Source organism: Mycobacterium sp. 012931, from assembly GCF_000419295.1.
GTDB classification, from domain to species: domain Bacteria; phylum Actinomycetota; class Actinomycetes; order Mycobacteriales; family Mycobacteriaceae; genus Mycobacterium; species Mycobacterium marinum.
The window spans coordinates 1,863,227-1,882,558 of sequence record NZ_AOPX01000001.1; the positions used below are offsets into that span (position 1 = coordinate 1,863,227).

A 19,332-nucleotide genomic window follows, 5' to 3' on the forward strand; every position below is an offset into this window, starting at 1 on the left:
GAACGTCGTCCGCAGTCGGTCAAGCATCAGCGGTTCATGGAGTTGGGGGCTCGCGGCTGGAGCGTGCGTGCTGCGGCCCGCGTAGTCGGTGTTTCCCGGTCCGCAGCGACGAACCGGACGCGGGGTTGCAAGACTTGCCGCAACGGCGTCGCTGTCGGGTTCGTCCCGCCGCTGGATCGTCTGCCGGTCCGGCAAGTCAGCTCGCGATACCTGTCTCGGGACGAGCGGATCGAGATGGCCGATCTGCGCCAGTCGGGGCTGAGTCTGCGGGCGATCACGGGGCGGGCATGCAGTGATCGGCGTAGGTCTTGTGGCGGGTGCCGGCCGGTGTCATGGTGACGCCGCACCATGCGGCCGAGGTGTGATCCACTATGGTCCGCCCCAGGCTGATGGCGCTGGTCTCGCCGGGAATCAGCCAATGACTTTGCTCCGTCGCTTGGTCTCCGCAAAAGGAGCAATCAATAAGATTCGAATGTCGAACGCGCCCCTTGCGTTCGACCGGAACTTTAACCAACGATCAATGTCGCAATTCTCAATCAGCGGTCGATTCGCCAGCGGGCGGCCATTCCGAGGGAGCCGTCCCAGCGTGGCGCAGGGATATCCATACCCGCCGATTGGGGTGATCAGGGCCTTACGGCAGCCCTCGAAACACCTCGCAAACAACTTGCGAAGGGCTATCTGTTGATAGGGCTGCAACGTTTCGCCTTTGGCGCCGACGTCGAGCGTAAGACATGTTTAACCATGCTCGTGCACCTATTCCCGTGACCACGGCCACCGCCGGAAGCGCACGGTCAAGAACGGCTCGGTCCTGGCCGGCTATGGCACACTCATGATGAAGAACGCACTGGCCAACACGATGCCAACCCTGACTGTTCAGCTCGTCCAGTCGCTGAACTGGAATGCATAGTCATAAAGGATTTCCCTGTGCCTGAAATTCGTCCATATGATAGCGCGCACTTGTATTGTGGAATCGTTTGGGACGCGGAAGTTCACGACGTTGGGGCGGTCGATGACGTTGGACGAATAGTGCTGCGGAAACGAGTTCAGAGCGACCCTGCGGGACTCACCCATTTGTTGACGCTGCTAGCTCGAGCCGGTGACAGTCCACACCATCCGATACCCCTAGCGGCCGAAGTCGACCGCAGGTTATGGGTGATAGCTCTGCGCTCCGCCGGCCGTCCCATCTACTCCATCGATGCGCTGGCGTCCGCGCGATATCACACAAGTCACGCAGTGTCGGCAGCCAAATCCGCCAACAGCGGCCCGGTGCTGCTCGCGAACATTGTGCGCACCAACCAGGCCGCCCTCCGGCCGCTACCGCCTTATACCGGGCCGCCTGATGCTCTTGGAGCGCTGGCTCGAGACCTACAAAACGCGGTATGGCTGCGTCAGCAGCTTGAGAATCGGATCGTCGACCTGCTCATGGACTTCTACCCAGCCGCCATCGCCGCCTTCGCTGACCCCCTCCAAGGCGGGCTGGTCCGTCGCGATGCTCGCATGCTCCTATCCGTCGCACCGAACCCGAACCGGGCCGCCGCGCTGACAACAAGCAGGCTGCGCCACCTGCTCCGCAATGCCGGCCGTCAACGTCATGTCGACCGCGACGCAGAGCGGCTGCGGCAGGTCTTCACCGCAACCTACCCACAGCAGCCGACCCATGCCGAGACGGCGATGGGAATTCGCCTGGCAGGGCAATTGGCGCAGCTAGAAGCCGCGTGCATCACCGTTGATCGACTCATCGAGCAGGCCACCGCCCAGTTTGGCTGACTGCCAGGACGCCTTGTTGTGCAGGTGTCCCAGCAGATGCCGTTCCCGAGCAATGAACTTCGCTCCGATATGGACGCTTCTTCGTTTCTGTCGGCGGCCACGGAGAAGTCCCGATGGGTAGCCGGCCGAACGTGGACTGGGCCGGTCTCGATCGCGGTTTCCCCAACGGAGTCCCCAGTAGCTCCGCCGTTTCTGGCCGTGCATTGAATACGCCCGGACTGGATGCCTGCCTCGGAACAGATATTTGGTCAATCAGGACGTCGGGCTGGAAACGACGACGAGCGACCAATTGATTGGCGACCCCATTGAGTTCGGATCGTTTGACGCGCTTGGGCCTGCTGGCCTCGGCTATCGCGGCTCGTAGGCTGCGAGTATGCCCGGCCGTCACGGGGATTTGATCTGGAGAAATAGCGGTCCGGTTTCATCGATGCCGGTCTGCGGGCCACGCGGTAGGCCCGGACGCCCGCATGTTCGTGGTTGCCAACCGGCTGCTTTGCGGTAAGGCTTTATATAGGGTGGCTCGGCTATTGCTGAGCCTCCCGCCTCCCGGCGCTTCGCGGAGCGCCCCACCTATAGAGAGCGACAAACATGGCTGACACCACCGAGGCTGTCGAAGTTCGGTTCGAGTCCAAGATGATGATCGACGGCAAGCTCGTCGATGGTCAGGCCGGCACCTTCACCAACATCAACCCGGCCACCGAGGAGCCGCTAGGGGAAGTCGCCGACGCGTCGAAGACCGATATGCACCGGGCCATCGATGCCGCCCGGCGGGCGTTCGATGAGACCGACTGGTCAACCAACCGTGCGTTGCGCAAGCGCTGTCTCGAACAACTCCAGGAGGCCATCGAGGCCGAACGGGAATAGCTACGTGAAGAACTCATCCTCGAGGCCGGGGCGCCTCGCGCGATTACCTTCGGACCTCAGCTGGATGCGCCGCTAGCCGACGCGCTGCGCTATCCCGTCAAGCTGATCGACGAATACCCGTGGGAAACCGACCTGGGTGACGTGCTGGTCAGTATCACGGGCCAAATGACCACCCGCAAAGTCTGGCGGGAGCCGGTCGGGGTGGTCGGTGCGATTGTGCCGTGGAATTTCCCGTTCGAGGTCACCATCAACAAACTCGGCCAGGCGCTGGGCACCGGTAACACCGTGGTACTCAAACCGGCGCCCGACACCCCGTTCAACGCGACCCGCCTGGGCCGACTGATCGCCGAGAAGACCGACATACCACCGGGAGTCGTCAGCGTGGTTACCGCCTCGGACCACCTGGTGGGGGAGGAGCTCACCCTCTCGCCCAAGGTGGACCTGATCTCGTTCACCGGCTCGACCGGCGTCGGGAAACGGATCATGGAAAAGGGCGCGGCCACCATGAAGCGGCTGTTCTTGGAGCTGGGCGGTAAGTCGGCCACCATCGTTTTGGAAGACGCCGAATTCGGCTTGGCATGCGCGATCGGTATCGCACCCTGCATGCACGCCGGGCAGGGCTGTGCCAACCCGACCCGGATGCTGCTGCCGCGATCGCGCTACGACGAGGGGGTGGCGATCCTCAAGAGCATCTACGACAACGTTATGCCGGGAGATCCGCAGGACCCCGCCACGCTGTGCGGCCCGGTGATCTCGGACAAGCAACGCAAACGCGTGCTTGGATACCTCAACAAAGGTGTCGAGGAAGGAGCCACTTGCCTGGTCGGCGGGCCGGATGCCCCGACCGGATTCGACCGGGGATTTTATGTGAGGCCAACGCTTTTCGTCGACGTCGACAACTCTATGACCATCGCCCAGGAGGAGATCTTCGGCCCGGTGCTGTCGGTGATCCCGTTCGACACCGAAGAGGACGCGATCCGGATCGCCAACGACAGCGTGTACGGATTGGCCGGCAACGTGATGTCGGGTTCGTTGGAGCATTCGCTGGCGGTAGCCCGGCGGCTGCGGGCCGGCTTTATCGGCGTCAACGGTGGCGCCCCCTACGGGGCCGATACACCGTTCGGCGGATACAAAGACAGTGGCGTGGGTCGTCAAAACGGTGTCGCTGGATTCGACCAGTACACCCAGATCAAATCGCTGGGCTACCCGGCCGGATAGGGAGGAGCGATTGCGGTCCGTTCTAGAGGATCGCATCGGCCGGCAGCTCTCCAGGCCACGGGTGGCCGGTCTCGCGCCAATAGCCGCGGCATCTAGGCCAATTCAAGCAGTGTTGAGAATTCATAGAGGGCTTCGCTGTTTAATCGATGCACGGTGCCCCGCCATGACCACGGAAAGGACGAACCGACTGACGGCGATGGACGTCGATCGGGTCGGTCCGGTTGTCGACGCGAGAACGACAACCAAACCCTGACATCGGTCGGGGAGGGACACCGGCGGAAGACGGATCAGTACCCACAACGAGAACTCTTGAATATTGATGTTCGACTGCGAGTCAAGGCTTTTGGCCAAGGACGTAACCACGTATGCGGACCTGCATGCGGGGCGGGGCGTTCGTGGTCTCGTGGCGCCGGAAGAAGTTGAGATCCGCAGCGCTGCTCAGCTTGTGACCGTGTCCGGCGTGCTATGCCCAGTTCCAGAGTTACGGAAGGATTGGCAGTGATCGATCTGCTCGCGAGCCCACAGGCGATGACCGCAACGGCTACGGAAGTGGCTGAAATAGGTTTGGCGATCAATCAAGCTGATCTGGCGGTGGCAGGGCCAACAACCGGCCTGGCTGCGGCGGCCGCCGACGAGGTGTCTGAGGCCATAGCGACGCTGTTCGACAACTACGCCCAGGGGTACCAGGCGGTCAGCCGGCAAGCGGCGGCGTTTCACGATGCGTTTGCGCAAACGTTGTTCGCGGCCAGCGACTCCTATGTGCGCGCCGAGGCGGCGGCCGTGAAGGCGCTTGCGGGGCTCACCGAACCAGTCGCGAACCTGTTCGCGCCGGTGCTCAGCGGCCCGGAAAGTGTGGCGGCATCAGCGACGGCGTTGCTGTCAGGGGCTCCTCTGAAACCCGTTGAGGCCGCGTTGATCCTGAGTGAAAGTGGTGTGCCCGACACCTTCGGCAAGCTACATCAGCGACGTCTACACCAAGTACGTCGAGCCGAATTTCCCCTCTGCGACCGCTCCGCAAGGCGTATCCACCCCCAACGGGCTATACCCATTTACTGGCATCAAGGATTTGACCCTGGACATATCGCTGGCCCGGGGTGCAACGATACTCAACGACGCGATCCTGCAGCAGCTCGCTGCCCTGCCCGCCGGGAGTTCCGTCGCTGTTTTGGGCTACTCCCAAAGCGCGGTGCTGTCCTCGCTCGTGATGCCGAAGCTCTTGGCCGAAGGCGTCACGAGTTCACAAGTCAATTTCGTATTGCTCGGCAACCCAATGAATCCCAACGGCGGCGTGCTTGCTCGGTTCCCCGACCTCACGTTGCCGAGCTTGGGTTTCACGTTCTACGGTGCGACTCCAGACAATGCTTTTCCGACCGTCAGTTACACGCTCGAATACGACGGCTTCGCCGACTTCCCGCGCTACCCGATCAACTTGCTTGCCGACATCAACGCAGTTATGGGTATCCCGTTCGTGCACGCTGACTATCAGCATCTTACGCAGGCGCAGCTCGACTCAGCCGTTCAGTTGCCCACCGAGGGCCCAACCCAGAGCACGTACTACATGATTCCAACTGAGCACCTGCCGTTCAGGGACGAACAGTAACCAACTCGATCGTTCTCCAGATAGCCCGTGCCTACACTCCGGCCCCAATAGCGCGGCACCAAAGATCATCAACCCAGCTCACAAGCCTGCTAATCAACAACGCCGGAGCCCTGCATGCGGGCCACCCCGGCGGCACCGGCCACACAGCCCAGACCGAACAACGGGATGCGTTTGACGTCTTCGCGCAACCCCACTCGGTGAGCCAGTCGCGCCTCCAGGGTGGGTACGGCAAGACCAGTGACGGTGGTGGAGAAAATGACATCGACTTCGGAGGGCCTGACCTTTGCTTCGTCCAGCGCCGCCCGCAGGGCCTGCTCGCCCAAGTCGAGAGCGGCGTCGACGAAGGCGTCGTTGGCCTCGGTAAAACCGCTGAGCTCGGCATAGCGTTCCAGCGGCAATGCGGTGTGGCGGGCCTCAACCCCGCTGCTGAGCGCGAACCGGCGAAACTCCGGACCGGCGAACTCGGTGAGCGCCCCGATCGCCTCGGCCTGGTGGTAGCGGTTCGGCGGGAACTTCACGGCCACCCCCGCCACATGCGGATCTGTCTTCGAGGTCTGCGTGCCCGCTGGCCGCTGCAAGTTGAAGCACGATGATCTACCCCCGGTGAATGTGTTCATGTGGTCAGTCACGTTGTCGCTTCCGGATCGGTTCAGACCGGCTCCTGCCGGATGGCCCGGCTTCCCCGCGGCCCCACCGTCTCGGGTCTAGTGTCGAAACCATGCGGATTCTGGTGACCGGCGCCACCGGCTACGTGGGATCCCGCTTGGTTACCGCGCTGCTGGCCGACGGCCATGAAGTGTTGGCGGCCACCCGAAACATGGCGCGACTCAGTCGCTTAGCTTGGTTCGACGACGTCACCCCGGTAATCCTCGACGCGACGGACCGGGCCTCGGCGCAAGCCGCGATGAATGCCGCGGGTCAGATCGACGTGGTCTACTACCTGGTCCACGGCATAGGCCAACCGGATTTTCGCGACCGGGACAAAACCGCCGCCGCCAACCTGGCCGTCGCTGCCCGTGACACCGGGGTGCGGCGCATCGTTTACCTGGGCGGATTCGTCCCCGAATGTGAAGCGCTATCCCAACACCTGTCCAGTCGGGCCGAGGTCGCCGAGGCACTGGCCGTCGACGATGGCGCGGAACTGGTGTGGCTGGGCGCGGCAATGATCATCGGAGCCGGCTCCACGTCGTTTGAGATGCTGCGCTACGTCGGGGATCGATTACCCGTCCTGCCGATGCCGGACTGGATGTACAACCCGATCGATCCGATCTCCATCCGAGACGTTCTGCACTATCTGGTGGCCGCCGCCGACGTCGACCAGGTACCTGCCGGTGCCTACGACATCTGCGGCCCCGACACCACGTCGTACCGCGAGCTACTCAAGACGTATGCGCGCATCCGCGGCAGATGGCATGCCGCATTGCCGGTCGGCAGGCTCGATACCGCGGTAGCGTCCCGGATCACGGCGGTCACCCTGCCGGTCCCGCATGGTCTGGTCGCAGACCTGGTGGAATCGCTGGATCACCCGATGCGGGCATCCGGGGCAGGCCTGCAAGACAAGGTCCCCGAGCCACCAGGAGGACTACTGAGTATCGAAGATGCCATTACGTTGGCGCTGGCCGGCCACGCGAACGGGCCCCCGTTGCCCGTCGACGCCCTGACAGATCCCCACCAACTCGCAGCCACCGATCCGGTGTGGGCCGGCGGTGACGCGCTGCGAATTCGCCGGATCGCCGAGACGATGACGCTGCCCATCGCACGTCCCACTCTGCGATGGGTGAACATCGTCCCGGGTCCACTGGCCGGTGCGTTACGAAGCAGCCTCGACATCCTGATCGCCCTGACTCCGAAAGTTCTGTTCGCATGAGCCAATCAACAGCGCCCCAATTCAGCGCCATCGACGACATTCGCCGCGCCATCACGAATGTGGCCGTGCCACACCATGAGGCGCCTTCGGTGGTGCTACGGCGCCGCATCGTCGTCGGTGTCGTCCTGGTGATCGGCGCGGTGGTGATGGGACTGTCGATGAGGCGCCAGCCGGGGGAGTCGACCTTCTACTGGCTGACGCTGACCCTGGCCGCGGTATGGGCGCTGGGCGCGCTGGCCTCCGGCCCCCTGCATCTGGGTGGCATTCGCTGGCGCGGTCGCAACCAGCGCCCGGTGATCACCGGGACCACCATCGGTCTGCTGCTGGGCGGCATCTTTGTGTTGGGTGCCTTGGTTGTCCGTAAGATTCCGGCCGCCACCGAGCTGATAGTCCGCGTGCTGCAGTTTGCCAGCCAGGGATCGTTGTTCCTGGTCGTGGTGAGCACCCTGATCAACGGGATCGCCGAAGAGATGTTCTTTCGCGGCGCGCTCTACACCGCGTTGGGTCGGTTCTATCCGGTGGCCGTTTCGACCGTCGTATACATCGGGGCCATCATGGCCAGCGCCAACCTGATGCTCGGCTTTGCCGCTGTCATCCTCGGCGGTGTGTGTGCGTGGGAACGGCGCTCTACCGGCGGAGTGCTGGCACCGATCCTCACCCACCTGGTCTGGGGGCTCATCATGGTGCTCGCGCTGCCACCGTTGTTTGGGGTCTGACCCCGTTATCGGTCGGCGGCGGTGACGTCGCGTGCCAGTGCGCGCAGCGCGGCGGCGTGGAGGTGGCGCAGCACCAGCCAGGACAGCCGGCCGGGAATCCCGCGGGGAAAGAAGATCGCCCGCTGGTGGTAGCTGCTGCCGGCGGTGCCTCGCGGTGTGAGCGTCACCTCCAACCACGTTGGCCCGGGCACGCGGGTGCCCGCGCCCAGTCGCAGTGTGGTTGGCGTGCGCTGCGCGACCCGCCACCGCGGTGCGCGGTGCCGACGCCGTGGTGCGAGCGCCAGCGAGTACCACCTCCGGCTATTGATGGCGCGCTCGGTCGCTTTCCAAACAGCTTCGGGTGCAGCAGTTGTCGTCGCGACGCGGACATCGGTGTACACGATTTCGCCGGCCCACCGCGGGTCGCTGGGCAGTGGCTCGGCCGGTTCCGACTGCAGGGAGGCCCATGTGGCGTCGGGAAGCCCGTGCGCGGCACGGTTCAATGCCAATTCGACCGCACGACGGTAATTGGTCAGGCCCCCCGCCGGTGGCGCGATGATGGTGTCGATGTCGGAGTTGCGCATCACCGCGTCACATTCGAGCGATTCGATCAGCGGCCGGGCCAGGCCCGGAGGAATGGGGGTCACCGTGCCAACCCACAAGCTAGCGATCGTCGGCGTCAGAAACGGCAGCACGATCAGGTAGCGCCGATGCAGCCCGGCGACCTCCGCGTACACCCGCATCATGTCGCCGTACTCGAGCACGTCGGGGCCGCCGACGTCCCACGTTCGGGCCCTGGCGGTGTCGGGCACCGTGGCCGTGGCCGCGGCGACCAGGTAGTGCAGCACGTCACGAATGGCGATCGGCTGAATCCGGTTGTGCACCCACTTGGGTGTGGTCATCACCGGCAACCGGTCGGTGAGGTGCCGGATCATTTCGAAGGATGCCGATCCGGATCCGACCACCACCCCGGCTTGCAGCACGATTGTCTCGATGCCGGAACCAATCAGCGCATCGCCAACGGCCTTGCGTGATTGAAGGTGCGGCGAAAGCTTGCTCTGCTCTGGATGTAGCCCGCTCAGGTACACCACCCGGCGCACTCCGCTGCGCCGCGCGGCGAGTACCACGTTGTGGGCAGCGCGGGCTTCCTCGTCGGCGAAATGCTTTGCCGAGCCCATCGAATGGACCAGATAGTAGACAACGTCCATCCCGGCGAAGGCCGCCTCCAGCGAGTCGGTGTCGCCCAGATCGCCGCGCACCACCTCTGCCCGGTCCCGCCACGGAACGTCCGCCAACTTGCCCGGATCGCGGGCCAACGCTCGCACCCGGTGGCCCTCGTCGAGCAGTCGTGGAACCAGCCGGGCGCCGATGTAGCCGGTCGCCCCGGTTACCAGGCAGTTCACCTGTCCAGCCGACATCGGATCTCCATTCTGTCCCCATGTCTTATTCGGATCCGGTGTTGCTGAGGATTGCCGATTCAGCTCAACGGATCAGGAGTCGGTGAAGGTTGGGGTGCGGCGCTGCTGGAATGCGCGGGCGCCCTCGGCGAAGTCGGGTGATCGCAGCAGCGCCGACTGGCCCTGGAATTCGCGATCGAGGGCGCGATCCAACTCGGTGAGTGTGGCCGCGTTGATGGAGTCCTTGGTCTTGGCAAACGCCACCGCCGGGCCGGACAGCAATCTCGAGATCACCGCATCCACTTCGTTTTGGAAGTCCGCGACGGGATAGACCGCGCTGACCAGGCCGTAGGACAGCGCCTCGGTGGCCGGCAACCGCTCGGGCAGCAGGGCCATCCGCATCGCCCGAATCCGGCCGATCGCAGCGGCGATCAATGCCGAGGCTCCGCCGTCGGGCATCAATCCGATCTTGGTGAACGCGAGCAGAAAATAGGCGCTCTCGGAGGCCAGCACCAGATCGCACGCCAGGGCTAGTGAGACACCGACCCCGGCGGCGGGTCCGTGGACCACGGCGACAACCGGATGCGGCAACGCCGTGATTGCCCGCACCGCCCGGTTGATCTCGGTGAGGCTGGAAGTGCTGGTCTTGCGGCCCGTATCCTGGGCGCTCATCCCGGCCCCGGAGCTGAACCCGCGACCCGTTCCACCCAGGCGCACCACTCGCACTCGCGAATCGGTAGCCGCGGCCTCCATCGCGTCAGCGATCCCGGCCATCACCTCAGGTGTCAACGAATTCAGGCTTTCGGGACGGTCGATCGTCACCGACAGCACCCCGCCGCGCAGCTTGACCTCGAGGCCGGCGACTGGCGCCAGGGTTTCGATCCTGGTATCCGGCATGGGGCTCACCCTAGGTCACCGGGGGCGTGGCCGAGACGGCGTTGGTGGGCGAGGTGGGCCGGACGGGGTGGATTTCCGCGGCCTGCGAAGATGCCATTTGTCGGATGTTCGGCCCGGGCGAGATCGTCAGAGTGGACGAAAGGTCGGTACATCATGTCGGGACCGCTGAACGGATTGCGGGTCGTTGAACTGGCTGGGATCGGACCGGGCCCACACGCCGCGATGATTCTCGGGGATCTCGGCGCCGACGTGGTGCGCATCGACCGTCCATCGTCCTCTGCCGGGGGGGGCGCGGGGGCGGCGTGAAGGACGCCATGCTGCTCAACCGACGGATCGTGACCGCCGACCTGAAGTCCGACCAGGGGCGCGAACTTGTCTTGAAGCTCGTCGCCAAGGCCGATGTCTTGATCGAGGGCTACCGGCCCGGGGTCACCGAGCGGCTGGGCCTCGGCCCGCAAGACTGCGCCAAGGTGAATGACCGGCTGATCTATGCCCGGATGACGGGTTGGGGTCAAGCCGGTCCGCGCAGCCAGCACGCCGGTCACGACATCAACTACATCTCGCTCAACGGCATCCTGCACGCGATCGGCCGGGTCGGCGAGCGGCCGGTGCCACCGCTGAACCTGGTCGGCGACTTCGGGGGCGGTTCGATGTTCTTGCTGGTCGGCATCTTGGCGGCACTGTGGGAGCGGCACAACTCGGGCAAGGGCCAGGTGATCGACGCCGCGATGGTCGATGGGTCCAGCGTGCTGGTGCAGATGATGTGGGTGATGCGGGGGATCGGCATATGGAGCGACGTGCGGGGCACCAACATGCTCGACGGCGGCGCGCCCTACTACGACACCTATGAATGCGCCGACGGCGGCTATGGCGCCGTCGGCGCCATCGAGCCGCAGTTCTACGCGGCGATGCTGGCCGGGCTGGGTTTGGATGCGGTGAACCTGCCCCCGCAAAACGACGTCGCCCGCTGGCCGGAACTGCGGGCGGTGCTGACCGAGGCGTTCGGCAGGTACGACCGCGATCATTGGGCCAAGGTGTTCGCCGATTCGGACGCCTGCGTGACCCCGGTGCTGTCGTTCGGCGAGGTGCACACCGAACCGCATATCGCCGAGCGGAACACCTTCTACGAAGGCGATGACGGCGGGCCGCAGCCGATGCCGGCGCCGCGGTTCTCACGCACCGTGCCGAGCCGGCCGCGCCCACCGGCCGCACCGCTGACGGACGTCGAAGCCGTCTTGAGCGACTGGGCATAGTCCCAACCAACCAGTAGGTTGGTTGATTTTGAGCGGAGAAATCGAGGAAGGATTCGCATGGAGATCAGGGACGCCGTTGCCGTCGTCACCGGGGGCGCGTCGGGGCTGGGCCTGGCGACCACCAAGCGGCTGCTGGACGCCGGGGCTCAGGTTGTGGTGCTCGACATCCGGGGTGAAGACGTGGTTGCTGATTTGGGCGACCGGGCACGGTTCGCGGCGGCGGATGTGACCGACGAGGCCGCCGTCGCCAGTGCGCTGGATCTGGCCGAAACGATGGGCACGCTGCGCATCGTCGTCAATTGCGCCGGGACCGGTAACGCGATACGCGTGCTGAGCCGCGACGGCGTCTTCCCGTTGGCGGCGTTCCGCAAGATTGTGGACATCAACCTGGTCGGGAGTTTTAACGTGCTGCGGCTGGCCGCCGAGCGAATCGCCAAAACCGAACCCGTCGGCCCCAATGCGGAAGAGCGCGGCGTCATCATCAACACCGCCTCGGTGGCTGCATTCGATGGCCAGATCGGCCAGGCTGCGTATTCGGCGTCCAAGGGCGGCGTGGTTGGTATGACCCTGCCGATCGCCCGCGATCTGGCCAGTCATCGCATCCGGGTGATGACCATCGCGCCCGGACTGTTCGATACCCCGCTGCTGGCGTCTTTGCCCGAGGAGGCCAGGGCGTCGCTGGGTAAGCAGGTGCCGCACCCGTCCCGGCTGGGAAACCCCGACGAATACGGGGCGCTGGCTGTGCACATCATTGAAAACCCGATGCTCAACGGGGAGGTCATTCGTTTGGATGGCGCGATCCGGATGGCGCCGCGCTAAGGGCCGTTAATAACGATGAAAGCCCCCCGCACAGGCGGGGGGCTTTCATCAATAGACGCGAATTGGTTATCGACGGAACCAACGGCTGACGGCTGGTTCGGCAATTAGTAACCGTGCAAGCATGCCCATGGTGTGCTCAGCTCGCCGTAGGGAGGGGGTGCCACTCTTCAACCTGCTCCGAGGTCTCGCCCTCCACCAGCATGTCGCCGTGGTAGAGAGCCTCGAAGTCGGCCTTAATGACATCGGCACTCGAGTCGTCGATCCACATGACACTGAGCGTAGAAGTCGCCATTAAGGAATCATTGAGTCACGATTCGGAAAATCGTGGCAATTCTTACCGGTGGGTAGGGTGCCGATGCCGAAGTGCTCGCCAGCCGCTTTGGGCAGGCCCGACGGTATGCCGTAACTCGGGGGCCTGGCCAGCGGTCGAGAAACATCGGGAAGCAAATGTGTCGCTACCGGTGGCGTCGCCGGGCGTATCGCGGTTTGTCCGCATCTCGGTTTGTCCGCGGCGCGGTGAACCGTCGGGGCGTCGGGCCTCGTGACTACGGCAGGTGTTGTTTGACGCCCTTAAGTTATCGCTGATAAGCTACCGCGGATATGGTGCAGCCGCCCGGGACGGCTGCACTCGCGGTGGAGGGGACGCACGATGTTGCAGGGGATCGCTCGACTTGCCATAGCAGCGCCGCGTCGAATCATCGGGGTGGCGCTGCTGGTTTTTATCGCAGCAGCGGTCTTCGGCATCCCAGTCGCCAACAGTCTGTCTCCCGGCGGTTTCCAAGATCCCAACGCCGAGTCGGCTCGCGCCATCAAGGTGCTCGCCGACAAGTTCGGCCAGAGCGGTCAGCAAATGCTGATTCTGGTGACCGCTCCCGGCGGCGTCGGCACGGAGCGGGCGCGCGCGGTGGGCACCGACATTGTCGCCGAGTTGAACCACTCCCCACTGGTATTCAACGTGTCCTCGCCCTGGACGGGGCCGTCGGCTGATCCCAAGAGTGCTCCCGACTTGGTGAGCAAGGACGGCAAGTCCGGGCTGATTGTGGTCAACATCAAAGGCGGCGAAAGCAACGCGCAGAAAAATGCGCAGACCCTCGCCGACGAGATCGTTCACGATCGCGACGGCGTCACCGTCCGCGCCGGTGGTTCGGCGATGGAGTACGCGCAGATCAACAAGCAGAATCAGGACGACCTGCTGGTCATGGAGTTGATCGCGATTCCGCTCAGCTTCCTGGTGCTGGTCTGGGTATTCGGCGGGCTGCTGGCGGCCGCGTTGCCGATGGCGCTGGGTGCGCTGGCCGTCGTCGGTTCGATGTCGGTCTTGAGGCTGGTGACGTTCACGACGGACGTCTCGATCTTTGCCCTCAACCTCAGCACGGCGCTGGGGTTGGCGTTGGCCATCGACTACACGCTGCTGATCATCAGTCGCTATCGTGACGAGCTCGCCGAGGGCAGCTCACGCGAGGAAGCTCTGGTCCGGACCATGGCGACTTCCGGCCGCACGGTGTTGTTCTCGGCGGTCACCGTCGCGCTGTCGATGTCGGCGACCGTGGCTTTTCCCATGTACTTCTTGAAATCGTTCGCCTACGCCGGCGTGGCCACGGTGGCCTTTGTCACGACGGCGTCGATCGTGGTGACACCGGCCGCGATCGTGTTGCTGGGGCCGCGGCTGGATGCCTTGAATGTGCGCCGGCTGGCGCGCCGGATGTTGGGCCGTCCGGAACCCCAGCACAAGCCGGTAGATCAACTGTTCTGGTATCGGTCGACCAAATTCGTGATGCGCCGGGCGCTTCCGGTCGGCTTGGCTGTTGTTGCGGTGCTGGTGATATTGGGACTTCCGTTCTTCTCGGTGAAGTGGGGCTTCCCGGATGATCGGGTGCTGCCTGCCACGGCGTCCTCGCATCAGGTCGGTGACGAGTTGCGCACCAACTTCGCACACGATCTCGCGATGGCCGTTCCGGTGGTCGTGCCTGACGTGCACGGTCTGGTCCCAGCCGACCTGGACGGCTACGCCGCCGACCTGTCGCGAGTGCCCGACGTGGCATCTGTGACCGCCCCCAGCGGGACGTTCGTCAACGGAAGTCGGGTGGGGCCGCCGGCGGGTGCTACCGGATTTTCCGATGGCAGTGCCTTTCTGACCGTGGACAGCACCGCGCCGCTGTTTTCCCACGCCTCAGACATCCAGCTCAAACGGTTGCACCAGGTGACCGGCCCGGCCGGCCGGACCGTCGAGATGGCCGGTGTGGCGCAGGTCAACCGGGACAGCGTGGACGCGGTGACCGAACGACTGCCGCTGGTGCCGGGTCTGATGGCCGCCATCACCTTTGTCCTGTTATTCCTGCTCACCGGCAGTGTCGTGCTGCCCGCCAAGGCGCTGATCTGCAACGTGCTCTCGCTGACCGCGGCGTTCGGTGCGCTGGTCTGGATCTTCCAAGACGGTCATCTGGGGGCACTGGGCACGACCCCGAGCGGGACCCTGGTGGCCAACATGCCCGTGTTGTTGTTCTGCATCGCGTTCGGGCTGTCCATGGACTACGAGGTGTTCCTGGTCGCGCGAATTCGGGAGTACTGGCTGGCTTCGGGGGCCGCACGTCCGGCGACCCCGAGCCCGGCCCAAGCCCACGCCGCCAACGACGAGAGTGTGGCGCTTGGATTGGCACGCACCGGGCGGGTGATCACCGCGGCCGCGTTGGTCATGTCGATGTCGTTCGCCGCGCTGATCGCCGCGCACGTGTCCTTCATGCGAATGTTCGGCGTGGGACTGACGCTCGCCGTGGCTGCCGACGCGACGCTGGTCCGGATGGTTCTGGTGCCCGCGTTCATGCATGTGATGGGCAGGTGGAATTGGTGGGCTCCCAAACCCCTGGTGTGGCTGCACCAGCGATTCGGTATCAGCGAGACCGGCGCGGTTGGGGATGCTGACGCCGCCGCCACCGAGGCGGCGGACCGCCGCGACCGGCCGACCATCCCGGCGGCGCTGAGTGGTCGTGGATAGCGTGTCGATGGGACGCTTGCGACGTGCACGTGCGCCGCGTGGATCAGGTGACTTGCTGCGCCACGAGATCCTGGATGCGGCCACCGAGTTATTGCTGCAGACGCGCCAGGCCAGGGCCGTGTCCATCCGGTCTGTAGCCGAGCGGGTCGGGGTCACACCGCCGTCCATTTACCTGCATTTTCAAGACAAAGATGCGCTGTTGGATGCGGTGTGCGCCCGCTATCTGGCACGACTCGATGAGGAAATGGAGCGGGCGGCGATGGGCCACACCTGCGTGGTGGAGGTGCTGCGAGCCCAGGGCCTGGCCTATGTGCGGTTCGCTCTGCAGACCCCGGAGTTGTATCGGTTGGCCACCATGGGTGAGTGGCGCTCGGGCAGCAACGTGGATAGCGCCCTGGACAGCTCGGCTTTCCGGCATATGTGCGCCTCGGTGCAGGCGATGATGGACGAAGGCATCTACCGCGCCGACGACCCCACCACCATCGCGCTGGAATTGTGGACGGCCGCGCACGGGGTGGCGGCCCTGTTGATTGCCAAGCCACACCTGCCGTTCGGCGATGTCGCGGCCTTTGCCGACCGCGTGCTGGGCGCAGTCCTGTGTGGCCACATGGTGGCGGGTCTAGTCGGCCCGCAGGCCACGTCTCGCGACCTCATGGATTGGGTCGTGCAGCATCGCCCGTCGGAGGAGTCACGCGTATGACATCGCTCGCCAAGAACATAGATCACCCATTTTTCGCCCGGATTTGGCCGTTCATCGTCGCGCACGAGGCCGAGCCGGTGCGTGCGTTACGCCGAGAGAATCTGGCCGGCCTATCTGGGCGGGTCCTCGAGATCGGCGCCGGTATGGGGACAAACTTTGCGTTCTACCCGCAGACGGTGACCGAGGTGGTTGCCGTGGAGCCGGAGCCCCACCTAGCGCTTAGGGCCCGCGCGGCCGGCGAAGATGCGCCTATTCCGGTTACCGTGACCGCTGATACGGCCGAGCAGTTCAGCGATCAGGACCCGTTTGACGCGGTGGTTTGCTCGCTGGTGCTGTGCTCGGTCACCGACCAGCTCGGGGTGTTGCAGCACCTGCGTTCGCTGCTGCGCCCGGGCGGGGAGTTGCGCTACCTCGAACACATTGCCAGTGCCGGCGCCCGTGGGCGGCTGCAGCAATTTGTCGACGCGACCTTCTGGCCCCGGATTGCCGGAAACTGCCACACGCATCGTGACACCGAGCGGGTGATCAAGGCTGCCGGATTCGACGTGGAGAGCACGCGACGGGAGTGGACATTGCCGACGTGGGCGCCGGTCCCGGTGGCCGAGTTGGTGTTGGGCCGGGCCCGCCGTCCCTGATCGGGTGCCGTGACTGCGCCTTGCCATGTGTGAGGGCGCACTGGCTCAACAGGCCGATTCAGCGGCTATGGCGTGAATTTGTGAACCGACCGCGCTGCGGGTGTAGCTCAATCGCGCAGCAGCGCGGGCAGCCGCTCCAGCAGTCCGGGCAACGCTTGACTCGCCGACTCGCGTACACAAAGCGTCGCGCTTCGCGACAGCGGCGTGGGCTCTGGGTTGACCTCGATCACGATCTTGCCGCGCGCCAAAGCCAACTCCGGTAGACCGGCCGCGGGGTAGACGATCGCAGACGTGCCCACCACCACCATCACATCGGCAGCCTCGGTTGCCTCGACGGCGCAGTGCCGCGGCCCCTCCGGCAGCGGCTCGCCGAACCACACGATGTCGGGGCGGATCAGTCCGCCGCAGCCGCAGACCGGCGGTTCGACTTCCAGTGCGGGCTCAGGCATCTGGGGCAACGAGTCCGTGTAAGGCTTATTGCAACGGGCGCAACGGAATTCAAAAAGACTGCCGTGCAGGTGGTGTACCGGTGTGCTGCCGGCGCGTTCATGCAGATCGTCGACATTTTGCGTGACAACACTGACTTCGGCGTGATCTTGCCACTCGGCGATCGCTTGGTGGCCGGGGTTGGGTGCGACGTCGGCCACCAGATAATGCCGCCACAGATACCAGCCCCACACCCGCTCGGGGTTGCGTTCCCAGCCCTGTGTGCTGGACAGCTCGTACGGGTCGAAGCGGGCCCACAACCCGTTCTTGTCGTCACGGAACGTCGGTACTCCGCTTTCCGCGGAGATGCCCGCGCCGCTGAGCACCGTCACTCGCATCCCACAAAGATAGCCGTGCTTGACCGGATACTGGGCAATACTGGGTGATACTGTGATTGTGGAGCTTCGGGATTGGCTACGGGTCGACGTGAAGGCGGGCAAACCGCTATTCGATCAACTCAGAACCCAGGTTATCGACGGTGTGCGAGCGGGCGCGCTGCCGCCCGGCACCCGCCTCCCGACGGTGCGCGATCTGGCCGGGCAGCTTGGTGTTGCCGCCAACACGGTGGCCCGCGCGTATCGAGAGCTCGAGTCGGCCGCAATTGTCGAAACACGGGGCCGCTTCGGCACCTTCATCTCTCGGTTCGACCCGACCGACGCGGCGATGGCGGCCGCGGCCAAGGAATACGTGGAAGTGGCCCGCGCGCTGGGGCTGACCAAGTCCGATGCGATTCGCTACCTCACCGCCGTGCCCGACGACTAACGGCGTTCGCTAGCCGAACTCCAGCAGAGTCAGGCACGGGCGCAACGAGTCCAGGGCCGGCAACCGGTAGACCGTCGACAGCGCGGCGTTGAACATCAGGCCGCGCCCAGCAGGCAGCTGCACGTCCCGGACCGCCCGAATGCCTGCAATCGTGTTCACCAGGTCCGCGGCTTGAGCCACGGACAGGCTGAACGGCATTGGCGGGATCTTGTAGCGGATCGAGGTCCGCATGCCCAGGCGGGTGAACAAGGAGAACCAGCGCGGCGGCAGATCAAAGAGCAACTGAGTGCCGGGAAATCTGCTTGGCGCACTGGGCGATCAGATCCAGCGCCTGATCCGGCTCCAGATACATCAGCAGTCCCTCGGCGGTGATGAACACCCCACCGGAGGTGTCGACGGAGTCCATCCAGCCGTAGTCCAACGCGGACTGCGCGCACACCGATACCCGTGGTGAATTGGGTAGCAACCGCTTTCGGATGTCGATGATCGGCGGCAAATCGACTGTCAGCCAACGGAATTTCTTGCCGGGAAGGGCTGAATCCAAACGCCAGAAACTGGTCTGCAGGCCCTCGGCCAGCGCCACCACGGTGGCCGAGGGGTGCTTATTCAGGTAGGCCAGCGCTCGAGTATCGAAGGCCAGGGCCCGCAGTGCGATGTCTTGGCGGGTAGGGCCGAATTTCGCGAAGTCAAAGTCGATGGAGTCGACCAGCCTGACTGCCATCGGATCCTCGATGATCGGGTCACGGCGGCGCGCCTCTGCGGCCCTGGCGTTGAGCGTCAGCAGGGCGGTCTCCGAGACGCCGGTGAGGGCGACCTTTTGTTGGGCGAATTCGTCGGCAGGGGTCATTGGAGCAAACCTACCTACCGCAAGACCTTGTCCAGCGTGCGCAGGTTGCGGGTGATGGTCGAGGCCTTGTAGCGCTTCTTGCCCATGGTGCGGCCGATGGTGCTGTCCAGCGTGGCGCCCTTGGGCACCTGCCAGTAGATGACGCCATCGCCGCGGTGGATCTTCTCATTGGCGCCGGCGGTCAGCGCGGCCAGTTCATCAAGCACCGAGTCGTCGGACACGAACGTCACGTAGGACTGCAACCCGTCGACTTCTCGTTCGAACGGATACGCCTCGTTGATGGTGCGTACCGTCTCGATGTCGTAGACAAGCACCCAGGCGTCGTAGCCGAACTTGTTGCGCAGCGTGCTCTCCGCGCTCTGCCGCACCGTCGTGGCATCACCGGGTGCCTCCAGTAGCACATTGCCGCTGGCCAGGATGGTGCGCACATTCGTAAATCCGGCATCGGTCAGGGCGGCGGTCACCTCGGCCATTTTCAGGTTGACGCCCCCGACGTTGACGCCGCGCAGGAAGGCCGCGAATTGGGTCATGAT

The 19,332-nt window shown here is 64.7% G+C and carries 14 protein-coding genes and 7 pseudogenes; 13 read left to right on the forward strand and 8 right to left on the reverse strand.

Going from position 1 to position 19,332, the window contains the following annotated elements; translation table 11 throughout:
* Positions 1-36 precede the first annotated feature (36 nt).
* The 5 genes and pseudogenes from MMSP_RS28250 to MMSP_RS27450 form a co-directional block, all read left to right on the forward strand.
* Positions 37-294 (forward strand): annotated as a pseudogene (locus tag MMSP_RS28250) (IS30 family transposase); the annotation flags it as partial.
* Positions 295-924: 630 nt separating this feature from the next.
* Positions 925-1,767, forward strand: a complete 843-nt coding sequence (locus tag MMSP_RS08490) for an IS110 family transposase (protein ID WP_235065713.1) — start codon at positions 925-927, stop codon at positions 1,765-1,767.
* 633 nt (positions 1,768-2,400) lie between these two features.
* Positions 2,401-3,849 (forward strand): annotated as a pseudogene (locus MMSP_RS08495) (aldehyde dehydrogenase family protein).
* A gap of 528 nt (positions 3,850-4,377) precedes the next feature.
* Positions 4,378-4,569, forward strand: a pseudogene (locus MMSP_RS29540) (PE family protein); the annotation flags it as partial.
* 211 nt (positions 4,570-4,780) lie between these two features.
* The gene (locus MMSP_RS27450; protein ID WP_235065864.1) at positions 4,781-5,449 is read left to right on the forward strand and encodes a PE-PPE domain-containing protein; all 669 of its coding nucleotides are present in this window, start codon (positions 4,781-4,783) and stop codon (positions 5,447-5,449) included.
* Here the strand turns inward: MMSP_RS27450 and MMSP_RS27455 are convergent.
* Positions 5,438-5,518 (reverse strand): annotated as a pseudogene (locus MMSP_RS27455) (transposase); the annotation flags it as partial. The gene MMSP_RS27450 and the pseudogene MMSP_RS27455 overlap by 12 nt on opposite strands.
* A 44-nt stretch (positions 5,519-5,562) precedes the next feature.
* Positions 5,563-6,102 (reverse strand): annotated as a pseudogene (locus tag MMSP_RS08505) (type III polyketide synthase); the annotation flags it as partial.
* A gap of 65 nt (positions 6,103-6,167) precedes the next feature.
* Between MMSP_RS08505 and MMSP_RS08510 the strand changes: the two are divergent.
* Positions 6,168-7,316 carry an NAD(P)H-binding protein gene (locus MMSP_RS08510; RefSeq protein WP_020786276.1) on the forward strand — a complete coding sequence of 383 codons (1,149 nt, stop codon included), beginning with the start codon at positions 6,168-6,170 and terminating at the stop codon, positions 7,314-7,316.
* Positions 7,313-8,032 carry a CPBP family intramembrane glutamic endopeptidase gene (locus MMSP_RS08515; protein ID WP_020786277.1) on the forward strand — a complete coding sequence of 240 codons (720 nt, stop codon included), beginning with the start codon at positions 7,313-7,315 and terminating at the stop codon, positions 8,030-8,032. Before MMSP_RS08510 ends, MMSP_RS08515 begins: the two co-directional genes overlap by 4 nt.
* Before the next feature lie 5 nt (positions 8,033-8,037).
* On the opposite strand, the gene MMSP_RS08520 is transcribed toward MMSP_RS08515, so the two are convergent.
* Both MMSP_RS08520 and MMSP_RS08525 read right to left on the reverse strand, forming a co-directional pair.
* Complete coding sequence (locus MMSP_RS08520) at positions 8,038-9,429, reverse strand: NAD(P)H-binding protein (protein ID WP_020786278.1); 1,392 nt, start codon at positions 9,427-9,429, stop codon at positions 8,038-8,040.
* A 72-nt stretch (positions 9,430-9,501) separates the two neighbouring features.
* On the reverse strand, positions 9,502-10,305 hold the full coding sequence (locus MMSP_RS08525) for an enoyl-CoA hydratase (RefSeq protein WP_020786279.1): 804 nt from the start codon (positions 10,303-10,305) through the stop codon (positions 9,502-9,504).
* A 153-nt stretch (positions 10,306-10,458) separates the two neighbouring features.
* On the opposite strand from MMSP_RS08525, the pseudogene MMSP_RS08530 reads away from it, so the two are divergent.
* Positions 10,459-11,558 (forward strand): annotated as a pseudogene (locus MMSP_RS08530) (CaiB/BaiF CoA transferase family protein).
* 57 nt (positions 11,559-11,615) lie between these two features.
* Positions 11,616-12,377 carry a 3-hydroxyacyl-CoA dehydrogenase gene (locus MMSP_RS08535; RefSeq protein ID WP_020726303.1) on the forward strand — a complete coding sequence of 254 codons (762 nt, stop codon included), beginning with the start codon at positions 11,616-11,618 and terminating at the stop codon, positions 12,375-12,377.
* 136 nt (positions 12,378-12,513) lie between these two features.
* Here the strand turns inward: MMSP_RS08535 and MMSP_RS29325 are convergent, their stop codons facing one another.
* Entirely contained in the window at positions 12,514-12,645 is a 132-nt protein-coding gene (locus tag MMSP_RS29325) for a hypothetical protein (protein WP_020726302.1), read from the reverse strand.
* A gap of 381 nt (positions 12,646-13,026) precedes the next feature.
* Here MMSP_RS29325 and MMSP_RS08540 point away from each other — a divergent pair, with 381 nt between their 5' ends.
* Genes MMSP_RS08540 through MMSP_RS08550 form a run of 3 tightly spaced genes read left to right on the forward strand, consistent with a single transcriptional unit; the run spans position 13,027 to position 16,704 of the window.
* Complete coding sequence (locus tag MMSP_RS08540; RefSeq protein ID WP_020786284.1) at positions 13,027-15,369, forward strand: MMPL family transporter; 2,343 nt, start codon at positions 13,027-13,029, stop codon at positions 15,367-15,369.
* Positions 15,370-15,376: 7 nt separating this feature from the next.
* The gene (locus MMSP_RS08545; RefSeq protein WP_020726301.1) at positions 15,377-16,069 is read left to right on the forward strand and encodes a TetR/AcrR family transcriptional regulator; all 693 of its coding nucleotides are present in this window, start codon (positions 15,377-15,379) and stop codon (positions 16,067-16,069) included.
* Positions 16,066-16,704, forward strand: a complete 639-nt coding sequence (locus tag MMSP_RS08550; protein WP_011739227.1) for a class I SAM-dependent methyltransferase — start codon at positions 16,066-16,068, stop codon at positions 16,702-16,704. Before MMSP_RS08545 ends, MMSP_RS08550 begins: the two co-directional genes overlap by 4 nt.
* A gap of 107 nt (positions 16,705-16,811) precedes the next feature.
* Here the strand turns inward: MMSP_RS08550 and MMSP_RS08555 are convergent, their stop codons facing one another.
* Positions 16,812-17,528 carry an NAD-dependent deacylase gene (locus MMSP_RS08555; RefSeq protein ID WP_020786286.1) on the reverse strand — a complete coding sequence of 239 codons (717 nt, stop codon included), beginning with the start codon at positions 17,526-17,528 and terminating at the stop codon, positions 16,812-16,814.
* A 58-nt stretch (positions 17,529-17,586) separates the two neighbouring features.
* Here MMSP_RS08555 and MMSP_RS08560 point away from each other — a divergent pair, with 58 nt between their 5' ends.
* A complete protein-coding gene (locus MMSP_RS08560; RefSeq protein ID WP_012395866.1) occupies positions 17,587-17,952 on the forward strand; it encodes a GntR family transcriptional regulator in 366 nt (121 codons plus the stop codon).
* Between the two features lie 9 nt (positions 17,953-17,961).
* Here the strand turns inward: MMSP_RS08560 and MMSP_RS08565 are convergent.
* Positions 17,962-18,799: pseudogene (locus MMSP_RS08565) on the reverse strand (class I SAM-dependent methyltransferase).
* A 14-nt stretch (positions 18,800-18,813) separates the two neighbouring features.
* Positions 18,814-19,329, reverse strand: coding sequence for a DUF1697 domain-containing protein (locus MMSP_RS08570; RefSeq protein WP_020786289.1), 516 nt, complete (start codon positions 19,327-19,329; stop codon positions 18,814-18,816).
* Positions 19,330-19,332: the final 3 nt, after the last annotated feature.